The 19,442-nt window shown below is 70.2% G+C and carries 15 protein-coding genes and 1 tRNA gene; 4 read left to right on the top strand and 12 right to left on the bottom strand.

All coding sequences use genetic code 11. From position 1 onward, the window contains the following. Positions 1 to 496 precede the first annotated feature (496 nt). On the bottom strand, positions 497 to 907 hold the full coding sequence (locus AB0M82_RS11675) for an ester cyclase (protein ID WP_364720173.1): 411 nt from the start codon (positions 905 to 907) through the stop codon (positions 497 to 499). A 107-nt stretch (positions 908 to 1,014) separates the two neighbouring features. On the opposite strand from AB0M82_RS11675, the gene AB0M82_RS11670 reads away from it, so the two are divergent. Together AB0M82_RS11670 and AB0M82_RS11665 are read left to right on the top strand one after the other, a co-directional pair. Continuing rightward, the gene (locus AB0M82_RS11670; RefSeq protein ID WP_364720170.1) at positions 1,015 to 1,800 is read left to right on the top strand and encodes a GAF domain-containing protein; all 786 of its coding nucleotides are present in this window, start codon (positions 1,015 to 1,017) and stop codon (positions 1,798 to 1,800) included. Between the two features lie 89 nt (positions 1,801 to 1,889). Continuing rightward, complete coding sequence (locus AB0M82_RS11665) at positions 1,890 to 2,039, top strand: LuxR C-terminal-related transcriptional regulator (RefSeq protein WP_364720167.1); 150 nt, start codon at positions 1,890 to 1,892, stop codon at positions 2,037 to 2,039. 497 nt (positions 2,040 to 2,536) lie between these two features. Here the strand turns inward: AB0M82_RS11665 and AB0M82_RS11660 are convergent. Beyond that, positions 2,537 to 2,610, bottom strand: a tRNA-Thr gene (locus AB0M82_RS11660). A gap of 133 nt (positions 2,611 to 2,743) precedes the next feature. Here AB0M82_RS11660 and AB0M82_RS11655 point away from each other — a divergent pair. Continuing rightward, positions 2,744 to 4,408, top strand: coding sequence for a hypothetical protein (locus AB0M82_RS11655; RefSeq protein ID WP_364720164.1), 1,665 nt, complete (start codon positions 2,744 to 2,746; stop codon positions 4,406 to 4,408). Between the two features lie 66 nt (positions 4,409 to 4,474). Here the strand turns inward: AB0M82_RS11655 and AB0M82_RS11650 are convergent, their stop codons facing one another. The 7 genes from AB0M82_RS11650 to topA all read right to left on the bottom strand — a co-directional run bounded on the left by AB0M82_RS11650 (position 4,475) and on the right by topA (position 14,554). Further along, positions 4,475 to 5,680 carry a DNA polymerase III subunit delta' gene (locus AB0M82_RS11650; RefSeq protein WP_364720161.1) on the bottom strand — a complete coding sequence of 402 codons (1,206 nt, stop codon included), beginning with the start codon at positions 5,678 to 5,680 and terminating at the stop codon, positions 4,475 to 4,477. Then, positions 5,677 to 7,791: a dTMP kinase gene (locus tag AB0M82_RS11645; protein ID WP_364720159.1), complete on the bottom strand. Its 2,115-nt coding sequence runs from the start codon at positions 7,789 to 7,791 to the stop codon at positions 5,677 to 5,679. Before AB0M82_RS11645 ends, AB0M82_RS11650 begins: the two co-directional genes overlap by 4 nt. A gap of 148 nt (positions 7,792 to 7,939) precedes the next feature. After that, entirely contained in the window at positions 7,940 to 8,566 is a 627-nt protein-coding gene (locus AB0M82_RS11640; protein WP_364720156.1) for a hypothetical protein, read from the bottom strand. 367 nt (positions 8,567 to 8,933) lie between these two features. Continuing rightward, a complete protein-coding gene (locus AB0M82_RS11635; protein ID WP_364720153.1) occupies positions 8,934 to 9,725 on the bottom strand; it encodes a hypothetical protein in 792 nt (263 codons plus the stop codon). A gap of 293 nt (positions 9,726 to 10,018) precedes the next feature. Continuing rightward, complete coding sequence (locus tag AB0M82_RS11630) at positions 10,019 to 10,822, bottom strand: ESX secretion-associated protein EspG (protein WP_364720150.1); 804 nt, start codon at positions 10,820 to 10,822, stop codon at positions 10,019 to 10,021. A gap of 86 nt (positions 10,823 to 10,908) precedes the next feature. After that, positions 10,909 to 11,526 (bottom strand): hypothetical protein, encoded by a 618-nt coding sequence (locus AB0M82_RS11625; RefSeq protein ID WP_364720147.1) that lies wholly within the window; start codon positions 11,524 to 11,526, stop codon positions 10,909 to 10,911. Between the two features lie 136 nt (positions 11,527 to 11,662). Beyond that, positions 11,663 to 14,554: a type I DNA topoisomerase gene (gene topA, locus AB0M82_RS11620; protein WP_364720145.1), complete on the bottom strand. Its 2,892-nt coding sequence runs from the start codon at positions 14,552 to 14,554 to the stop codon at positions 11,663 to 11,665. A 307-nt stretch (positions 14,555 to 14,861) separates the two neighbouring features. Here topA and AB0M82_RS11615 point away from each other — a divergent pair, with 307 nt between their 5' ends. Next, complete coding sequence (locus AB0M82_RS11615; protein WP_364720144.1) at positions 14,862 to 15,668, top strand: serine protease; 807 nt, start codon at positions 14,862 to 14,864, stop codon at positions 15,666 to 15,668. A gap of 18 nt (positions 15,669 to 15,686) precedes the next feature. On the opposite strand, the gene AB0M82_RS11610 is transcribed toward AB0M82_RS11615, so the two are convergent. From AB0M82_RS11610 to AB0M82_RS11600, 3 genes are all read right to left on the bottom strand, one after another. Further along, positions 15,687 to 16,337, bottom strand: coding sequence for a hypothetical protein (locus AB0M82_RS11610; RefSeq protein WP_364720142.1), 651 nt, complete (start codon positions 16,335 to 16,337; stop codon positions 15,687 to 15,689). A 70-nt stretch (positions 16,338 to 16,407) separates the two neighbouring features. Continuing rightward, a complete protein-coding gene (locus tag AB0M82_RS11605; RefSeq protein ID WP_364720140.1) occupies positions 16,408 to 16,992 on the bottom strand; it encodes a hypothetical protein in 585 nt (194 codons plus the stop codon). A gap of 167 nt (positions 16,993 to 17,159) precedes the next feature. Beyond that, a complete protein-coding gene (locus AB0M82_RS11600) occupies positions 17,160 to 19,424 on the bottom strand; it encodes a sodium-translocating pyrophosphatase (protein WP_364720138.1) in 2,265 nt (754 codons plus the stop codon). Between the last annotated feature and the right edge of the window lie 18 nt (positions 19,425 to 19,442).

Here is a 19,442-nt window from a genome sequence, read left to right as displayed (position 1 = left end):
GGTCCTTGAGAGCAGACGAGCCAGGTCGCAGGCATGCGATCCGGTTACTCGAACTGCTTCGCGGCTCCAGAGGCCAGCGTCGTCGACCACCGTAGCGGCTCTCGCGCGCAAGGGCCCCCTTACCTTGCCGCGAGGGCCCTACGGGGTTCTTAAGCGACGGCCGGCGTAGACCTTCACCCTGAGTGACCCGCTGGTGAGCTTCACCCGGGTCGGCTATACAGAAAGCAGCCAGGGACTCTCCGAAGTTCGGAAAGTCCCTGGTCAGGTGGTGGAGCCGCCTGGGGGAATCGAACCCCCCGACCTATTCATTACGAGAACTCAGTACTGGACCGATAAGGTTGTCTACCAGGTTCTTTGCAGGTATTCGCGGGGACCGAGATTGCTCGGAGCGCTCCGTCGCACCCGAGTTCGGGCCACGATCCGGTCCATGACGATCACCAGAAATTGTCGGGCACGTCGCACACCTCGGGCCTGTCGGCTGACGCAGCGGGCCCGGTCAGTCGCGGACGATGCCGAGCTGGCGCAGCAGTGACAGGTCGTCCAGCCTGCCCCAGCGCTCGGTGATCTGGCCGTCGCGCACCCGGAAGATGTTGATCCCGTCGAGCGTGACCGTGGTCCCGGTGCCGGGCACGCCCATCAGCTCACCCCGGTGCGTGCCGCTCGCGACGAAGTGCTCGACGACGATGTCGCCCTCCGCGACCAGCCGGATCAGGTCGGAATGCCAGTCCGGCAGCGCCTCGCGGAACATCGCGGCCGCGACCCGCATCCCCTCCGGGCCTTCCGGAGCGCCGGGGAACGGGGCGTCGTGGTTGACGAACCCGGGGTCGAGGTAGCGGTCGACGGCCGTGAGGTCGCCCTTCGTGAACAGGTCCTGGATGAAGTCGGTGACGATCTGCTTGGTATCCATGCGGCTCAGCGTGCGGTGGACCGCGGTCGGCGCCCATCCCAGCAACGTGGGATTCCCTTTTGCGCCGGTCCGGGGTGACACTGGGTGATATGCGCAGGCGAGAACGCATGCAGGGGGTGGAACAGGAGGTCGAGCGGCTCTGTCAGGCCGGGCTCGACCTCGATGCCGTGCGCACGCGGGTGCTTCGGTCGTTGAACCGCGTGATGCCGGTCGACACCGCCTTCGTCGCCACCGCCGACCCGCGGACGCTCCTCTTCAGCGGGGTTGCCGTCGACGAGCCGCTGGCCGCGGTGTCCCAGCAGTTCCTGGACAACGAGTTCGGCGGCACTGACGTCAACCACTTCGCCGCGCTGGCCATGGCATCCCCGCACGTCGGGTCCCTGGACCACGCCACCCACCTCGAACGGTCGGCCAGCCCGCGCTATCGCGAGATCATGCGGCCGCTCGGCCTCGGTGACGAGTTGCGGGCCGCGCTCGTCGTCGGCGGCGACTGCTGGGGTTACCTCTGCCTGCACCGCGAAGACCACCGGCTCGGCTTCACCGAGGACGAGGCCGAGCTCGTCGCGAAGATCGGCCCGCACCTCGCCCACGCGCTGCGCCAGTCCGTCCTCCTGACGGCCGCGACGGCACCGGCGCCGAGCGGGCCCGGCGTCGTCCTCCTGGCCGAAGATCTGACGCTGCTTGCCGCGACGCCGCAGGCCGAGCAGTTCCTCGACCAGCTCGGCGGGGTCGAGACGGTCCCGGTGCCGCTGCGGGGGGTCGCCTCGGCGCTGAGGTCGAGCGCGGCCGGTGTGCTGCCGAGTGTCCGCGTACGCACGCGTACCGGCGCCTGGCTCGCGGTGCACGCTTCGCGGCTACGCGGGACTGACCGCTACGCGGGACTGACCAGATAGCCGTCGTCCTCGAGCCGGTCGAGGCCGACGCTCCGCTCGTCCTCGCCGCGTATGGGCTGACAGCGCGCGAAGCAGAGATAGCCACTCAGGTGCTTCGTGGGCTCTCGACGCGAGCGATCTCCGAAGCACTGTACATTTCGCAGTACACCGTCCAGGACCACCTCAAGGCGGTCTTCGACAAGACCGGCGTCCGCAACCGCCGCGCGTTGGTCAGCCGGCTGATGAGCACCTCCCGCTGACGGGAGGCCATCGCGCCGATCGCGGGCGGCTGCGGCGAGGGAACCCTCACGCCGTGCGGTAGCTCCCGTTGCGAAACTCTTCGACCAGTGTCGGCCGGGTCCGGCCCCGGGAGCGCGAGCCGGACCCAGGCGAGACAACTTCCGTGACATCTTTCGTGACGGATTCCTCTGGACTGGGCGCATCAGCGACATCCGGCGCGTCGACAACGGAGACACCGACTTCTCGTCGGACAGCCCTTCAACGGCGGCAGCCAACTCCGCAAGAGCAGACGCCGGGTCATGCCCCGAAGTCACCGCCTGCCGCGCGAGCATCACCGCACGGCCAGCACGGTCAAGGCGACCGCCCGTATGAACGAGACGGAAGGCCGCGCGTCGTTGGCCGAGCTTCGCGCGGCATTTGACCGCTGGTCGGGCACAGGCGTCTTAGTCACCCACTTAGGCACCCACCAGACGAGTCAGGCCCCATCCGAAGTGTCTCGGATGGGGCCTGACCTGGGAGCCGCCTAGGGGAATCGAACCCCTGACCTATTCATTACGAGTGAATCGCTCTGGCCGACTGAGCTAAGGCGGCATGTCTCCGGCTCGCGCCGTTGACGGAGACAAGTGTAGCGGAGGCTGTCCGCGTCACTTTCCGGGGGGACCGTCGTTAGGGCCCTATGACGTCGGTCCCACTCCTCGGTCGATCTCTCTGGAGGCTCTGGCACATGCGGCGAAGACTGCCCCGTTCGGTGGCCCTGCCGGCGGCCGCGGCGTTGCTCCTGTTCGGCGCCGCGCCCGCGCAGGCCGACCCGGTCTATCCGACGACGCCGATCCCGCAGCCGGCGAATCCTGGGCAGGCGCCGATCTCGGCGCCGATCGGGCCGCAGCCGCTCGGGCAGGCCGTCGGGGATGCGGGGACCGCGCTCGGCATCATCCGGTTGCTGCCCAACGCCGTGCCGACGAGCACGATCCTGCCGGGGTTCGGGCAGACGCTGCCGAAGCAGTCGGCGCTCGAGGCCGGGATGGGCCTGTCGAGCGCCTCGGCGAACTCCGACGCCTTCCTGAGCTACGAGAAGGCGATCGCGCAGGCGTCGCCGTTCGGGCTGTCGGTGGGCGGGAACGCGCCCCAGACGCCGGGCAGTGTCGTGCAGACCGCGTTGCCGGACAATCCGCAGCCGATCAGCGGTGGGCTCAACGCTCCGTCGAACCCGCTGCTCAACATCGGGCTGCTCAACGGGAGCGCGCACGCGCGGTGGAGCCCGGCGCTCGGCCCGTGCGTCGACACCATCGCCGATGCCAGCACGTCGGTGGCCAGTCTGTCGCTGCTGAACGTCGTGCCGTCGATGCCGAACCTGGGTTTGGACGCGTTGAAGCCGAAGCTCGATCCCAGCTCGCTGGCGAGCGGGTTCGACCTCACCAAAGGCCTGCAGAGCCTCGGCGGCCTGCTGCAGGGCGGCGGGCAGACCGCGGCCGACGGCACCGGCTCGCTGCTGAGCCTGCCCAACACGCTGTCGTCGCGGTCGCAGGTGAAGCTCGTCGACCTTCCCGGCTCGAAGAACAAGGCCGTGCAGTCGACGTCGACGCTGCAGGCCGCGAACATCGAGATCCTCAAGGGCACGCCGCTGGCGCTGAGCGTCAAGGTGGCCAGCCAGCCGACTTTGAAGGTCACGTCCACCGGCGACGCCAAGACGTCCAAGGTCGAATACACCGCGCCGGTGCTGACCATCGAGGCCGGCGGCAAGGTGCTGTACACGCTGGACGCCGCGCACCCGACCAAGGACATCCCGATCGGGCTGCCGCTGAAACCGCTGAGCGACCAGTTCGGCAAGCTGAAGGACTTGCCCGTGGTCGGCGGTCTGCTGGCCCCGCTCGAAGGTCCGGTCCAGCAGGTCGGCACCACCGCGGGCACCGTGCTCGACCTCGGCGTGCTGCGGCTGAGCATCGCCGGGCTCGACCAGAAGTCCGCGCAGATGACCACGCCGTTCAAGGGCTACCAGCTGGGCGCGTCGGCGCGGATGTTCGACCTGCAGCTGCTGCCGACGACCAAGCTCAAGAGCCTGCTGCCGGACGACCAGGCGAAGAACCTGCCGTCGTCGCTGGCCCAGCTGTCGCTCGGCGAGCAGGTCGCCCGGGCCTACGCGCCGACCGGCGGCGTGGTCTGCGGGACCGCGTCGACGCCGCCCGCGGGCGGCCAGGCGCCGAAGGGGCCGGTGAAGAACCTCGCCTACACCGGCGGCGCGTACGACACCGTGCCGCTGTTCTGGACGGGTACCGCGATGCTGCTGCTCGGCGTGGTCATGGTGGCCGCGATACCGGGCGGGCGGCGGCGCCCGCTGGCCATCGCCATCGAGGAGAAGCCGTTCAAGCCGTCACCGCGTCCGCGCGAGTGAAGCAGTCGCCCCGGGGGAGGTGAAGGAACCCGTCAGGAGTCTCGCTCCTGACGGGTTTCTTCGGGTTCAGCCTTGGCGAAGCGTGGTGACCATCGCCTCGACGGCGATGCGCGGCTTCACGTTCAGGTCGATCGCCTCGCGGCACTCCAGCACCGCTTCGAGACGGCGAAGCGTCGACTCCAGCGTCCACGCCGAAGCCGCTTCGGCGATCTGGTCGGCGTGGTCCGGGTGGTTGAGCGTCGCGCCGGAGCGGGTCGCCGTCACGAGGACGTCGCGGTAGAACCCGGCGAGGTCGACCAGCGCCAGGTCGAGCGTGTCACGCGTGGTCCGGGTGGCGCGGGACTTCTGCTTCTTCTCGAGCTGCTTGACGGCGGCTTCGGCGGCCCGCTTGGCGCCGGCGACGCCCTTGCCGATGCCGTCGCCACCCATCGCGGTCCGCAGCTCGTTGCGCTCGTTCTCGTCGCGGCCCTTGCTCGCTTCGCCCGCGTCGGCTTCGGCCGCGCTGATCAGCTGGTCGGCGCAGGTGAAGACGTCGCCGGCCCGGCGGAGGCCGAGCGGGATCCGCAGCACGGTGGCCCGCCGTTGCCGCGCGGCCTCGTCGGTCGCGAGCCGGCGCGCGCGGCCGACGTGGCCGCCGCACACGGAAGCCGCCCACTGCGCCCGCTCCGGATCGACGCCGTCCCGGCGCGCCAGCACGTCGGCGATCGCCTCCGGCGGCGGCGTCCGCAGCGTCACCAGGCGGCAGCGCGAACGGATCGTCACCGAGACGTCCTCGGGGTGGTCGGAGGGCGCGCAGAGCAGGAACACCGTGCGGTCCGGCGGCTCCTCGACGGCCTTCAGCAAGGCGTTCGACGCGCCCTCGGTGAGCCGGTCGGCGTCCTCGATGATCACGACCTGCCACTTGCCGGTGGTCGGGCGGCGCGCGGCGGCCTGCACCAGCGCGCGCATCTCGGCGACCGAGATGGACAGGCCTTCCGGCACCACGAGCCGGACGTCGGCGTGGGTGCCCGTCATCGTCGTGTGGCAGCCGGGGCAGGCGTCGCAGCCGGTGCCGGTGCTGCACTGCAGGGCCGCGGCGAACGTCCGCGCGGCCACCGAGCGGCCGGACCCGGGCGGGCCGGTGAGCAGCCAGGCGTGCGTCATCGCACCGGGCGGCGCGGGCTCGCCGGCGACGATCTTCGCGGCGGCCGACGCGGCCGCGCTCAACGTTTCGACCGCGGATTCCTGGCCGACCAGCTGGTTCCAGACGCCGATGCGTTCGGTCGTCGTCACTTCGCCTCCACGCGAGGCTCTTCCGGGGTCTCGACGGGCAGTGTTTCCAGCGGGAGCGTCACCGGCTTCTCCGTCGTCGGCGCCAGCGCGGCGAGCCGTCCGACGAACACGGCGCGCAGCGCGGTGCGGATGCGCTCGGCGACCTCGACGTCCGTGCCGTCGGCGTCGATCACGACGTACCTCTCCGGATTGGCCGCGGCCATCTCGGTGAGCAGGTGCTGGACGCGCCACTGGTCGTTCATCGCGGTCGACTTGTCCCGCGGCGCGCCGTTGGGGGCGGCGTCGAGCAGGATGGTCAGGTCCGGGCGCAGACGGCCGGTCGCCCAGTCGGCGAGGCCTTCGAGCTCGTCGCTGTCGAGCCCGGCGACGGCGGACAGGTGCGCCAGCGGCGAGTCGACGAACCGCTCCATCACGACCACCGAACCGGCGTCCAGCGCCGGCTGGACGTGCCGCTCCACGATGTCGGCCCGCACCGCGGCGGCGGCCAGCGCCTGGGCCCGCGCCCCGGTGAGCGAGGCGCCGGAGACGAGGGCGGTGAGCCGCTGGTCGTCGAGCGCCGGATCGGCGGCGACGACGACCGGCCGGGTGCCGCCGCGCATCCAGTCGGCGAGGTTGACGGCCTGAATCGCGGTGTTGATCGCGGTGGTGCCCTCGACGGCGATGAGGAAGCCGTTGACTCGCCGCGGCGTACGACGCAGCGCGTTGCGCAGGTCGGCGAGGATCGGCTCGGTGCGCTTGTCGTCCATCTGCCGGTAGGCGAAAAGCCCGGCCACCAGCGCGATCGCGGCTCCGCCGAGCATCACCGGGCGCGTGCCGTCGATGGTGAGCGGGTTGCCCCAGACGGTGATCGTGTGCCGGTGCACGGCGCCGACGAACAGCGGCACGGTGACCGTGGTGCCGAACAGCACCAGCTTCATCATCAGCTGGTAGATCGCGTTGATCCGGCCGCGGATGGCGTCCTCGACGCGCGAGCCGATGATCGTCACGCCGGTGAGGAACGCGGTGCCGGCGCAGACGCCGACCAGCACCACGGCGATCAGCGAGATGGTCAGGTGCGGGGACAGGGCCACGAAGCCGAGGGAGATCGCGGCCGCGACGATCGAGAGGCCGAACAGCCGGTCGTGCGGGAGCCGGCGGGCCAGCTTGGGCGCGAAGACCATGCCGGTGGCGAGGCCGACGAAGACGGCCAGCACGAGGAGGCTGAACGCCGAGTCACCGGCCCCGAGGCTGGAGGAGTACGGCTTCGCCGAGCCGATCACGGCGCCGCCGGCGGCGAACGCGCCGAACGCCCCGACCAGCAGCCCGCGCACGAGCGGTGTGGTGCGGATGAAGCGGAAGCCGTCGGCGATCATCGTGCCGATGCCGAGCTTTTCCTCGTCGGCCTGCTTGACCTTTTGCTCCGGCAGCGCGTGGACGTTGCGCAGCGAAAGCTCGGGAATCCGGGTGGCGATGAGGATCGCGCTGGCCAGGTAGAGCAGGGCGGTGATGATGACGACCAGCTTCGCGATGCGGAGGCTGGTGTCTTCGCCGGGAACGTGGAGGAAGTTCGTGTTGATACCGGTGAGGATCGCGTTCGCGCCGGCCGCGGTGACGACGGCGAGACCGTAGGTCATCACCATGCCGAGCTGGTTGGCCGTCTCGACCTGGTCGGGCCGGCGGAGCAGGTTCGGAACCGCGGCCTCTTTCGAGGGGATCCACATGCTCGCCGCGCTGCCGACGAGGAAGTTGCCGACGAGCAACCACCACGGCGCGCTGACGAAGGCGATGGACAGCAAGAAACCGCAGCGCAGCAGGTCGGAGACGACCATGACCTTGCGGCGGTCGAACCGGTCCGCGAGCAGCCCGCCGATCGGGGCGAACAGCAGCCCCGGGGCCAGGCCGGTCAGGACGACGCCGACGAAGGCGAAGTTCTGCGCGAAGTAGTTGTCCGTGAGCTTCGTGGCCAGGCCGGTGAGGGCCAGGATGTTCAGCCAGTCGGCCACGCTGCACAGGTACGTGACGCCCCAGAGCCGCCGGAAAGGTTTGATCGCCAGCACCCGCCGGACCCGGTTGATCGTGGACGCCTCGGCGCCCGACGACGCACCCGGATCGGCCCCGGGTACCGATCGCACGCCCTCGCTGATACGCCCACCCCACTCATCACCGCGGTGCCGGACGCCCTCGCGAGGGACCCGACCGTGAAGTCAGGGTAGCCCGATCGGCCCCTGGCGCGCGGCACGCCCCCGTGGTGCGGGACAGGTGATGAGCAGCGAACAGACGTTAGTTGAACAGTCCGGTCACGCTGCTGACCAGGTTGGACACCATCTCGATGGCGACGAAACCGAACACGATCAGCAAGACCACGGCGAGCATCACGCCCGCCGCGCTCGACGACGGCCGGTTGAACGCCGGCATCGACACCGACGGCAGCCTCGGCAGCCTCCGCCGCTTGACGGGCACCACCTCGAGGTCGTCGTCGAAGTCTTCCTCGGCGAGCGGCTCCTGCCGGACGGACCGCAGCAGCTGCGGCGGCCGGGTCGGCCACGTGCGCTGCCGGTTCCGCTGGCGCGGCAGCATCCCGAGCGGCGGCGCCACTTGCTCGCCGACCGTGCTCAAGGTGCCCGCCGGTGGGATCGCCTCCGGAGTCCTGGCCCCGGCTTCGCTCTCCTCGCGGAGCGTCTCCTCGACCATCCGGCGCACGGCTTCTGCGTCGTGCGGCACCGGCCCGGCCACCTGGATGGCGGCGGACTCATGGCCGTTCGTGGCCGCGGTGTGTGGCTCGGGAGCCGCGGTGACCAGTCCGGAGACCGGATCAGCGAATGTCTCGCCGGGCACTTCGGACAATGTGCCGTCGCGCTGAGTGAGCTCGGGGGCATCGAAGAAGGGAGCCTCACCGTTCGCGCTCATGGTGACCACCTCACTACTGAATGTCCTCGCCTTTCCAGGGTAGCGACGATGGCGGATAACGCATCCGCTCAATGGCTCTGTCTCCATTGGATGATCCGTCACGCAGCGCAAGACTGTGCCCGGACCCCTGCAGTGTCCAGTCCGCTGTGGGGCCGGTCGACCGCCAATGGTGACGGATTGTAGTGAATCCGCTCACATCGGCGCTGAGCGCCCGCGCGGACTGGACGCACCCAGGGTGTCGACGTGACCAGTTTCGCCGGGCGCGGCGACCCCCGAATGGGCTAGGCCGCGCCGCCGGGCGGCGGGGTGCGGCGGCTCCCACACCGAGCGCCCACCGCCTTCGCCGGCGGCTTCGATTCACAGTGCGTCAGGGCACCTCCTCCTGGCCGAGATCGACCATCTTCCGGCACCAGTCACGGAGCATGCCCCGGCTGAAGGGGCTCATCACCAGCTGGCGCCGGCCGTCACCACGGTCCAAGGCCGCCAGCGCGAAGCGACCCAGATCCGTGTCGACCAGGACGAAGCCGTGGTCGGGAAACTCCGCGCACAGGCCGCCGAACGCGAGCATGTCCAGCACCGCCGTGCCCGAGCGGGGGCGGGCCAGGAGCTCCCGCATCGCGCCCACGTCGTCGTCCTGGCCGTCGTGGACCAGACCGTCTTCGTCCACCGACACCCAGATCGCCCGGGGCGAGCTGCCGAACGGGGCCTCCGGCAGCTCCGCCACCAGCATCTCCGGCAGCTCCTCGAAGTCGGCGAGGTGGATCGCCGTGCGACCGGGCAGCGAGCCCATCATGAACGCCCGCTCGCCGTCGGCGTAGCACCGGATGTCCGCGATCTCCGGCCCTTCGTCGAACACGCCGCACAGCGCCGCGCGGACCGACCCGCGCAGCATCAGCGACACCACCTCGAAGCCGACCTCGTTGAGCTCGCCGTCCTCGCCGAACGGCGTGCCGTCGATCCAGGCGGCCCACGCCGTGTGCCGCTCGACCTCGGCGACCAGGTCCGCCGGATCGTCCGAGACCGGGCCGTGCACCAGGATGTCGTGGTCGCTGACATCCGGGTTGTACAGCCGGTCCACCGGCTCGCGGTCCGGCATCGCCGCCAGCACCGGCCAGGCCGCCAGCTCCAGCAGCTCACGAGCCGCGGTCCGCTCAGGCACGGCTCCTCACCGCCTCGGCCGCCGGCCCGGTTCGCTCGACCACCGGACGTCCGTGGTCATCGCGGCAGACCGGCTCAGCGACTCGCGCCTGCCACCTCCCGGGCGGTCCGGACCGCCCGGGTGCGGACGAGCCGCCATCCGCGACCCGCTGGGCCGGCACACCGCTGTTCTGCTCGGCCGCCTCGAGAATGGCTTGACCCACCGTGAGACCTATCGGCGCCGGCGCCACCTCCGGCTGCCGGCCCGGCGGCGGCCCCGCGGCCATTGAGGCCACCGGCCGGCGCCCGTCGTACTCACGCATGGCTCTGCACCGCCTCGACGATCCACTGCTCGGCCGTGCTCCGCGAGGCCGGACCCCACGTGACCGTCCAGCGCCCGTTCCGGCCGACCGCGGCGCTGAACTGGTACCGGCCGAGGTCGTTGTCCACCAGCCCGAACGCGCCGTGCGGATATTCGGCCAGGATCGCGTTGCGCACCGCGAGGTCGACCAGCACCGTGCCCAGCCGGGGCCGCGCCGCGCACGCCCGGATCTGCTCGACCGCCCGCTCGCACCGGCGCGGGATCAGCCCACCCTCGTCGGTCTCGATGCGCAGGTGCGGCCCCGGGCCGGGCGGCCGGTCCGGGAGCCCGTCGAACACCCAGCCCGGCAGCTCGCTGAGGAAGCCCGACCGAAGCCGCGCGCGGCTGCCCAGCTTCTGCAGCACCGTGGTGTAGTCCTCGTCGCCGAAGAACCGGACCTCCCACGGCTCGTTCCGGGCCGGGAAGACCCCGGTCACCACGCCGCGGATGAAGCCACCGCGCAGCGCCCGGTACAGCCCGACGGCCTCGGCCGTGACCTCGCCACCCGGTGCGAGGCCGATCGCGGCCATCCCGGCGACGAACCGGGTGTACTGCTCGACCTCGTCGGCGAGGCACCGAGGCCGGCCTTCCGGCGGCGAAGGACGACGACCCGGCAACGGCTCGGTGTCCGCCAGCACCGGCGGGATCTCGAACTCGGGGTCGTAGAACTCCATCACCGAGGGCCGCTCCGGCACCTCGGCCGACAGCGGAGCGATGACCTCGTCGATGACGTCGAAGACGGCGACTGAGTTGTTCACCCCTAGATTGAACACCCTGGCACCGACATTTTCTCGCACATGTGTTCGAGTGGGTGACATCGTTCGGCAAGCGGTCGGCGAGCGGTTCAGGCATGCTCCGGCACCCGTCCTTCGACGAAATCGGCGAGCCGAGCCACGCTTCCGGGCAGCCACCAGAACCGGCGGTGGCCGCCCTGCCGTCTCCCGAGCACCGCGAGGTGACGGCCGCGGTCGTCGTCGACGAACGCCAGCATCTCCCAGGGCCGGCGCGGTCCGTCGTCGCGGTCGCGGACGAAGTCGACCAGGACCGTGCCGAGCCGGGGCCGCCGCAGTTCCTCCATCAGGTCGAGCACGAGGCACTCCTGCCCGGGTTCGAGCACCCCGCGCTCGTCGGCGTCGAGGTACAGCCCCTCACCCGCCACCGGCGGGCGGACAGGCAGGTGCGTGAACGCGAGGCTGAGGAGTTCCGCGACCGAACCGGACGACGGCCCGGACAGATGCGCGCCCTCCCAGGCGACGCCGAACGTCTTGCGGTCGTCGAAGAAGGCCGACGACCACGGCGCGTCGAACATCGCGACGGCCACACCGCAGAGGCCGCCACTGCCGGCGAAGCCGGGCAACGAGTCGAACAGGTCGGTGGCCGAGGACGCCGCCGCGGCCACCGCTCGGACGGGCTTGAGGATCTTCGAGGTCACCGTGTGCACGGTGCGTGGTGTTGTGGTCACGCGTTCATGAAACCCGGAACCACCGACAATTTCCCGAACATCCGTTCGAGGTGTCACCCGAAAGTGTCGCCAGACGCCGTAAAGGCCTCCTTCCCGGCCAAAAGAGCCGGTAGGGAGGCCTTCACCGACGTAAGTGCTACTTCGCCTTCGTCGCGGTAGAGCGCTTCGTCGCCGTCTTCGTCCCGGTGGACTTCGCGGTCGCCGCCTTCGCGGTCTTGCTCGTGCCCGCCTTGACCGTCTTCGCGGTGGTGCTGGCCGGCTTGCGCGCGGGCGCCTTCCGCTTCGGCGCCGGACCCTTCGCCCGCTTCTCCGCGAGCAGCTCGGACGCCCGTTCGACGGTCAGCGAGTCGATCTCGTCGCCCTTCCGCAGCGTCGCGTTGTACTCGCCATCGGTCACGTACGGGCCGAACCGGCCGTCCTTGACCACCATCGGCTTCTTCGACACCGGGTCCTCGCCGAGCTCCTTGAGCGGCGGCTTCGCCGTCGCGGACCGGCCGCGCTGCTTCGGCTCCGCGTAGATCTTCAGCGCTTCCTCGACGGTGATCGAGAAGAGCTGGTCCTCGGTCGCCAGCGAACGCGAGTCCGTGCCCTTCTTCAGGTACGGCCCGTACCGCCCGTTCTGGGCCGTGATCTCGTCGCCGGACTCCGGGTCCTTGCCGACCACGCGCGGCAGCGAGAGCAGCTTCAGCGCGTCGTCGAGCGTGATGGTCTCGATGTCCATCGACTTGAACAGCGAGCCCGTACGCGGCTTCGGCTGCTTCGCTTTCGCGGCCTTCTTCTGCGCGGCCGTCGCGTCCTCCGGCAGCGCTTCCGGCTCCGGCAGCACCTCGGTCACGTACGGCCCGAACCGGCCTTCCTTCGCGACGATCTCGTGGCCGCTCACCGGGTCGGTGCCCAGCGTGCGGCCCTCCTGCGGAGTCGCGAACAGCTTCTCCGCGATCTCCTGGGTGAGCTCGTCCGGCGGCAGTTCCTCGGGCAGGTTCGCGCGCTGCGAGACCCCGTCGACCTCGCGCTCCAGGTACGGGCCGTAGCGGCCGACCCGGACCACGACGGTGTGCCCGTTCTCGTCACTGAACAGCGGGATCGAGTTGATCTCCCGCGCGTCGATGTCCTCGACACTGCCTTCGACGAGCTTCTTCAGCCCGCCCAGCCGGCCGATCGAGCCGTCGACGCCCATGTCGCCGCCGAAGTAGAACTTCGACAGCCACTGCCCGCGCTGCTCGTCGCCGTTGGCGATGCGGTCGAGTTCGTCCTCCATGCCGGCGGTGAAGTCGTAGTCGACGAGCCGCTCGAAGTGCCGTTCCATCAGGCCGATCACGGCGAACGCGACCCAGGAGGGGACCAGCGCGGACCCCTTCTTCCACACGTAGCCGCGGTCCTGGATGGTCTTGATGATCGACGCGTACGTCGACGGACGGCCGATGCCCAGCTCTTCCAGCTTGCTGACCAGGCTCGGCTCCGAGTAACGCGCCGGCGGCGAGGTGGTGTGGCCGTCCGGGTTCAGCTCGGTCGCGGTGAGGTCCTGGTCCTTCTCGAGCACCGGGAGGCGGCTCTGCTTGTCGTCGGCCTCGCCACCGGTCTCGGTGTCGACCGCCTCGACGTACGCCTTCAGGAAGCCCGCGAAGGTGATCGTGCGGCCCGAAGCGGCGAAGGTGCACTCCTCGCCCGAAGTCGCGTTGCCGACGATGCGCACGGACATCGTGGTGCCCTTGGCGTCCGCCATCTGCGACGCGATCGTGCGCTGCCAGATCATCTCGTAGAGCCGGTACTCGTCGGTGTCCAGCTCGCTCGCGACCTGGCCCGGCGTGCGGAAGACCTCGCCCGACGGCCGGATCGCCTCGTGCGCCTCCTGCGCGTTCTTCACCTTGCGCGTGTACTGGCGCGGCGACGGCGAGACGTACTCCTTGCCGTACAGCTGCGTGGCCTGGCTGCGCGCGGCCGAGATCGCCGACTCCGACAGCGTCGTGGAGTCGGTACGCATATAGGTGATGTAACCGTTCTCGTACAGCTTCTGCGCGATCCGCATCGTGCGCTCCGAGGTGAACCGCATCTTGCGGCCCGCCTCCTGCTGCAGCGTCGACGTCATGAACGGCGCGTACGGCTTCCGCGTGTACGGCTTCTCCTCGACGCTGGCGACCTTGAAGTCACGCTGCTTCAGCGCTTCGGCCAGGCGCCGCGCGTCGGTCTCGGCCAGCACGCGGATCTCGTTGTTCGACGCCTTGAGCTGCCCGTCCGGGCCGAAGTCGCGGCCGGTGGCCAGGCGCGCGCCGTCGACGGCGACGAGCCGCGCCGGGAAACTCCGGGGCGAAGCCTCTTCGCCGGCGTCCATGGTCGCCGAGATGTCCCAGTACGACGCCGAGGTGAAGCGCATCCGCTCGCGCTCCCGCTCGACCACGATCCGGGTCGCCACCGACTGCACGCGGCCCGCCGAGAGCTTCGGCATGACCTTCTTCCACAGCACCGGCGAGACCTCGTAGCCGTAGAGGCGGTCGAGGATGCGGCGGGTCTCCTGGGCGTCGACCAGGTCGGCGTCCAGCTCACGGGTCGAGTTGGCGGCCGCGAGGATGGCCTGCTCGGTGACCTCGTGGAAGACCATCCGGCGGACCGGGACCTTCGGCTTCAGCGTCTCGAGCAGGTGCCACGCGATGGCTTCGCCCTCGCGGTCGGGGTCCGTGGCGAGGTAGAGCTCGTCGACGTCCTTCAGCAGGCTCTTGAGCTCGGTGACCTTGGACTTCTTGTCCGGGGTGACCACGTAGAGCGCCTTGAAGCCGTTGTCGACGTCGACACCCAGCCGCGCCCAGGCCTCACCCTTGTACTGGGCGGGCACGTCGGCGGCACCACGCGGCAGGTCGCGGATGTGGCCGACGGAGGACTCGACGACGTAACCGCGGCCCAGGTAGGGGGCGATCTTGCGGGCCTTCGTCGGCGACTCGACGATCACCAGCCGCCGGTGCCCGGCGCCACTGTCCGCCCCGGCTCCGTTCTTGTTGGTCCGTGCTCCTGCCACGCTGTCCTGCTCTCCGCTCATCTCGTCCCGCCGCCGCGGGACTGCACCACGTCTCGATCCCCTGAGGGTCCGGGCCCGCGTCTCGACCTGCCAGTGTGCACGCACTCCCGGCCCGGACGGCGCGGAGGTGGCCCAACACGCCGCTGAGCCTGTGCCCACCGCATCGCCGCTGACCTCGGCGATGTTTCCTCAACGTACCGTCCACGTGATTTCGGACACGTCCCGCGCAGCCTAGCGCGTGACCATCCGGATACCCTCCGTTCGACGGTGGTGGGCACACGGGCGGCACCGCTTCACTGGTTCCCCCGCCCAGCCGAAAGGAACCACCATGACCCGACGCCTGCTCGGCGCCCTGCTCACCGCCGTGACCGCCACAGTATTAATGGGGGTCACTCCAGCGAGTGCGGCCACGGCGAACTTCGCCGGCACGGTGGCCCTGTCCAACTGCTCGGGTTCGGTGGTCAAGCCGGCCGCGACGCCCGACACGGCACCCGCGCTCGTCATGTCCAACGGCCACTGCCTCGAAACCGGCTTCCCCGCCCCCGGGCAGGTGATCACCAACCGGTCATCCAGCCGGACGTTCACGCTGCTCACGGCCAGCGGGAGCAACAGGGCGACGCTGCGGGCCAAGAAGATCGTCTACGGCACGATGACCGACACCGACGTGTCGCTCTACCAGCTCACCACCACCTACGCGCAGATCAAGTCGAGCTACGGGATCTCGCCGCTCGAGCTGTCCAACGCCCACCCGGCCGCCGGCGCGGCGATCGACGTCGTTTCCGGCTACTGGAAGCGCATCTACTCCTGCAGTGTCGACGGGTTCGTCTACCGGCTGAAGGAGGGCAGCTGGACCTGGAAGGACTCGATCCGCTACACCTCCGCCTGCAAGACCATCGGCGGCACCTCCGGCTCGCCGATCATCTCCGGCGGCAAGGTCGTCGGCGTGAACAACACCGGCAACGAGGACGGCGGACGCTGCACGGACAACAACCCGTGCGAGGTCGACCAGGCCGGCAACGTCACCGTCCGCGAGGGCATCAACTACGGCCAGGAGACCTACGGGATCCCGGCCTGCCTCACCGTCGCCAACGAAATCGCGCTCACCCAGGCCGGCTGCACCCTGCCGCGGCCCTGACGCGGCTCCCGCACCCGGTCAGGCCGTGCTCGTCGCGGCCTCCGGGTGCGGGACCGGCTCCGGCACCGCGCCGGGCCACGCCGCCTCCGCGCCCGGCGGAGGCTCCCCGATGAGTTCCAGCAACGCCTCCATCCGGCGTTTCCCGGTGACCTTGACGGCCGGGACCTCGGCCTTCGGGCCGGTCAGCCTCGCCGCGACACCCAACGGCGTCAGCGCGCCGACCAGCCGTTCGTGCATGCCGGGCGCCAGCGGGTCGACGCCCAGCAGGTACCCCTGGGTGCCGGGGCGGCCGGCGGCCAGCGCCCACATCCGCAGCATCGCGCCGCTCAGCCGGAAACCGTCCGGCACCGCCTTGCCCGAGTCGTCCTCCACCGGGCCCGCGCGGCCCTCACGCAGCCATCGCAGCGCCAGCGGGAGCAGGTCGACCCGGAAGGACGTGCGTACCTGCGGACGGCCGCAGTCGGCCTTCGAGACCTGGCCGTCCGCGCCGCGACAGCGGAACTCGCGCGCCAGGACGTGCGCCCGCCACGGTTCCTCGACGACCACCGACAGCCGCGCGGCGGTGCGCCCGAAGCCGGTGATCTGGCCGTGGCAGCACAACAGCCCGGCCAGGTCGCCCAGGCCGGGCCCACTGGCCTCGGCGGAGAACAGCGAGATCGTCCGATCCACCGCGCCATACTAGAACACAAGTTCGATTCGTGGCGAGTGAAGCTTATTCTGGTCAGACCGGCCAGGATCTTCAGCGTGGCGGCTGGTCCAGCTGGCGACAGCTCGGAGCGCGCCGCTCCGCCGCCTCCAGAGCGGGGACGTCCTCGAGGCCTTTGAGGTAGTCGAGCGCGTCGATGCGGTCGAGCGTGGCACTGGCTTGGCCCAGCGCCGCCTTCGTCGCCGCCGCGTCGCCGCGGACGGCGTCGATGCGCTCACGCGTCTTCTCCGCCTGCGCGCGGATCTCGGCGAACTGCCCGATGACATCCTTGCGGCCGCTGTCCGCCGACGGAACCGGCGGCGCACCGAGCGCGTGCAGCCCGGCCAGGCTCTGGTCGAGCCCGCCGACCACCGACGACAGCAGATTGCCCGCCGTCCGGGACGCCTGCTGCGGCGTGCTCGGATCGACGGCCGGAAGCGATGCCAGCGCACGCACGAAGTGCGTCACCGCGACGCAGTAGGCGTCCGCCCATCTCGCCGCGGGATCGGCCTGAGGAACCACGGTCGTCACCGACAGACCCTGGTCCCGCGCCGGCGTGGTGGCTTGCTGCCCGCAGCCGACGAGGCCGATCGTGATCGTCGTGGTTAGGGCGGCGAAGACGGTTGACCGCGGCCGCACCTGAACACCTCCTGCTCGACGACGACGTCCCGGACGACCGACGGTACCGACTCGGTGCCGCTTCGCAACTCGCCAAGCCTTCCTGGGATTGCCTGACCGGACCCGGGCAGGCCGCGGGCCCGGCACGCGTCGTCGCGTACCGGGCCCGGGGTCGCCTGGAGCCGGACTCAGGCTTTGATCTCGGCCGGGGTGTCGGTGAGGACGGTCCCTCGTCGCTTCGACACCACGATCGCCGCCACGATGATGGCGACCGCGACCAGCGAAATGATGATGCGCACGGCAGCGTTCTCGCCCGGGCCGATCGAGAACTGCACGATGGCGGGCGCGATCAGCACGGAGACCAGGTTCATCACCTTGATCAGCGGGTTGATCGCCGGACCGGCGGTGTCCTTGAACGGGTCACCCACGGTGTCACCGATGATGGTGGCCTCGTGCGCGGCCGAGCCCTTGCCGCCGTGGTTGCCGTCCTCGACCAGCTTCTTCGCGTTGTCCCACGCGCCACCGGAGTTGGCGAGGAAGATCGCCATCAGGGTGCCGCAGGCGATCGCGCCGGCGAGGTATCCGGCGAGCGCGCTCGTGCCAAGGCCGAACCCGACCGCGATCGGGGCGAAGACCGCCAGCAGACCCGGCGTCGTCAGCTCACGCAGCGAGTCGCGCGTGACGATGTCGACGACCTTGCCGTACTCGGGACGGGTGGTGCCCTCCATGATCCCCGGGATGTCGCGGAACTGGCGACGAACCTCGTAGACCACCGCGCCGGCGGCACGGGACACGGCGTTGACCGCGAGACCGGAGAACATGAACACCACGGCCGCGCCGACGATCACGCCGACCAGGGTCGCCGGACCGACGATGTTGGCGACGAACTCGCCGCCGGTGCCGATCGCCTTGGTGATCGCGTCGGAGTAGGAGCCGAACAGCGCCGTCGCCGCGAGCACCGCCGTGGCGATCGCGATGCCCTTGGTGATGGCCTTGGTGGTGTTGCCGACCGCGTCGAGCTCGGTGAGGATCTGCGCGGCCTTCTCGTCGACGTCGCCCGACATCTCGGCGATGCCCTGCGCGTTGTCCGAAACCGGGCCGAAGGTGTCCATCGCGACGATCACGCCGACGGTGGTCAGCAGGCCGGTGCCGGCCAGCGCCACGGCGAACAGCGCGACGCCGCCGCCCAGCAGGTAGGCGCCGAACACGGCCGCGCCGATCACCAACGCGGTGTACACCGCGGACTCGAAGCCGACCGAGATGCCGGAGAGGATGACGGTCGCGCCGCCGGTCTCCGAGGTCTGCGCGACGTCCTTCACCGGCTTGTACTCGGTGCCGGTGTAGTAACCGGTCAGCTTCAGGATGACCGCGGCGAGCACGATGCCGATGATCACCGAGACGGTCGCGATGACCGCCGGGTTGCCCGCGGTGCCGGCGAAGTCGGAGCCGAAGTCGGAGAAGCTGCTCGGCAGGTACACGAACGCCGCGATCGCCGACAGCACGGCGGAGATGACAGCGGAGATGTAGAAGGAGCGGTTGATCGTGACGAGACCGCCCTCGCCGACGCGCGCCTTCGTGATGTAGACACCGATCACGGCGGTGATCACGCCGATGGCCGGCACGATCAGCGGGAAGATCAGGCCGTGCACGCCGAAGGCGGTGCTGCCCAGGATCAGCGCGGCGACGAGCATGACGGCGTAGGACTCGAAGAGGTCCGCGGCCATGCCGGCGCAGTCGCCCACGTTGTCACCGACGTTGTCCGCGATGGTCGCGGCGTTGCGCGGGTCGTCCTCCGGGATGCCCTGCTCGACCTTGCCGACCAGGTCCGCGCCGACGTCCGCGGCCTTGGTGAAGATGCCGCCGCCGACACGCATGAACATGGCGATCAGCGCGGCGCCGAAACCGAAGCCCTCAAGGACCTTCGGAGCCTGGCCGGTGTACACCAGCACGACGACCGCGGCGCCGAAGAGGCCGAGGCCGACGGTGATCATGCCGACCACGCCACCGGTGCGGAAGGCCACGCGCATCGCCGTCTCGCGGCCGCCCTCCTCCCGCGACGCGGCCGCGACACGCAGGTTGGCCTGCGTGGCCAGCCACATGCCGAGGTAGCCGATCGCGAACGAGAACGCCGCGCCGACCAGGAAGAAGATCGAACGGCCGATCTTCTCGTTCCAGTCGTCGGCGGGGAGCGCGAAGAGCAGCAGGAACACGATCACGCCGAAAATGGCGAGCGTGTTCCGCTGACGCTTGAGGTAAGCGGCCGCGCCTTCCTGCACCGCCTTGGCGATGTCCTGCATCTTGGCGGTGCCCTGGCCTGCGGCCAGCACCTCCTTGAGCAAGACGTAGCCGATGACGAGTGCGGCAAGCGCGACCACGGCGACTACACCGACAATCGTGTAGCCACCTCCGGAGAGCGTGATGGTTCCGCCCTCCGCGAGGAACTGCCGTGACATTCGTCCTCCAGGAGACGT

Origin of the sequence: Amycolatopsis sp. NPDC051128 (genome assembly GCF_040682715.1) — a bacterium.
Classification (GTDB): domain Bacteria; phylum Actinomycetota; class Actinomycetes; order Mycobacteriales; family Pseudonocardiaceae; genus Amycolatopsis.
Note: the sequence above shows the minus strand (reverse complement) of the source record. Positions and strands in the feature narration are given on the sequence as shown.

Bases quoted from the DNA above. Each gene is read 5' to 3' on its own strand.
- topA (WP_364720145.1), bottom strand. From the start codon at position 14,554: ATGAGCGGAGAGCAGGACAGCGTGGCAGGAGCACGGACCAACAAGAAC.
- AB0M82_RS11655 (WP_364720164.1), top strand. From the start codon at position 2,744: ATGCGGCGAAGACTGCCCCGTTCGGTGGCCCTGCCGGCGGCCGCGGCG.
- AB0M82_RS11640 (WP_364720156.1), bottom strand. From the start codon at position 8,566: ATGAGCGCGAACGGTGAGGCTCCCTTCTTCGATGCCCCCGAGCTCACT.
- AB0M82_RS11670 (WP_364720170.1), top strand. From the start codon at position 1,015: ATGCAGGGGGTGGAACAGGAGGTCGAGCGGCTCTGTCAGGCCGGGCTC.
- AB0M82_RS11615 (WP_364720144.1), top strand. From the start codon at position 14,862: ATGACCCGACGCCTGCTCGGCGCCCTGCTCACCGCCGTGACCGCCACA.
- AB0M82_RS11675 (WP_364720173.1), bottom strand. From the start codon at position 907: ATGGATACCAAGCAGATCGTCACCGACTTCATCCAGGACCTGTTCACG.
- AB0M82_RS11600 (WP_364720138.1), bottom strand. From the start codon at position 19,424: ATGTCACGGCAGTTCCTCGCGGAGGGCGGAACCATCACGCTCTCCGGA.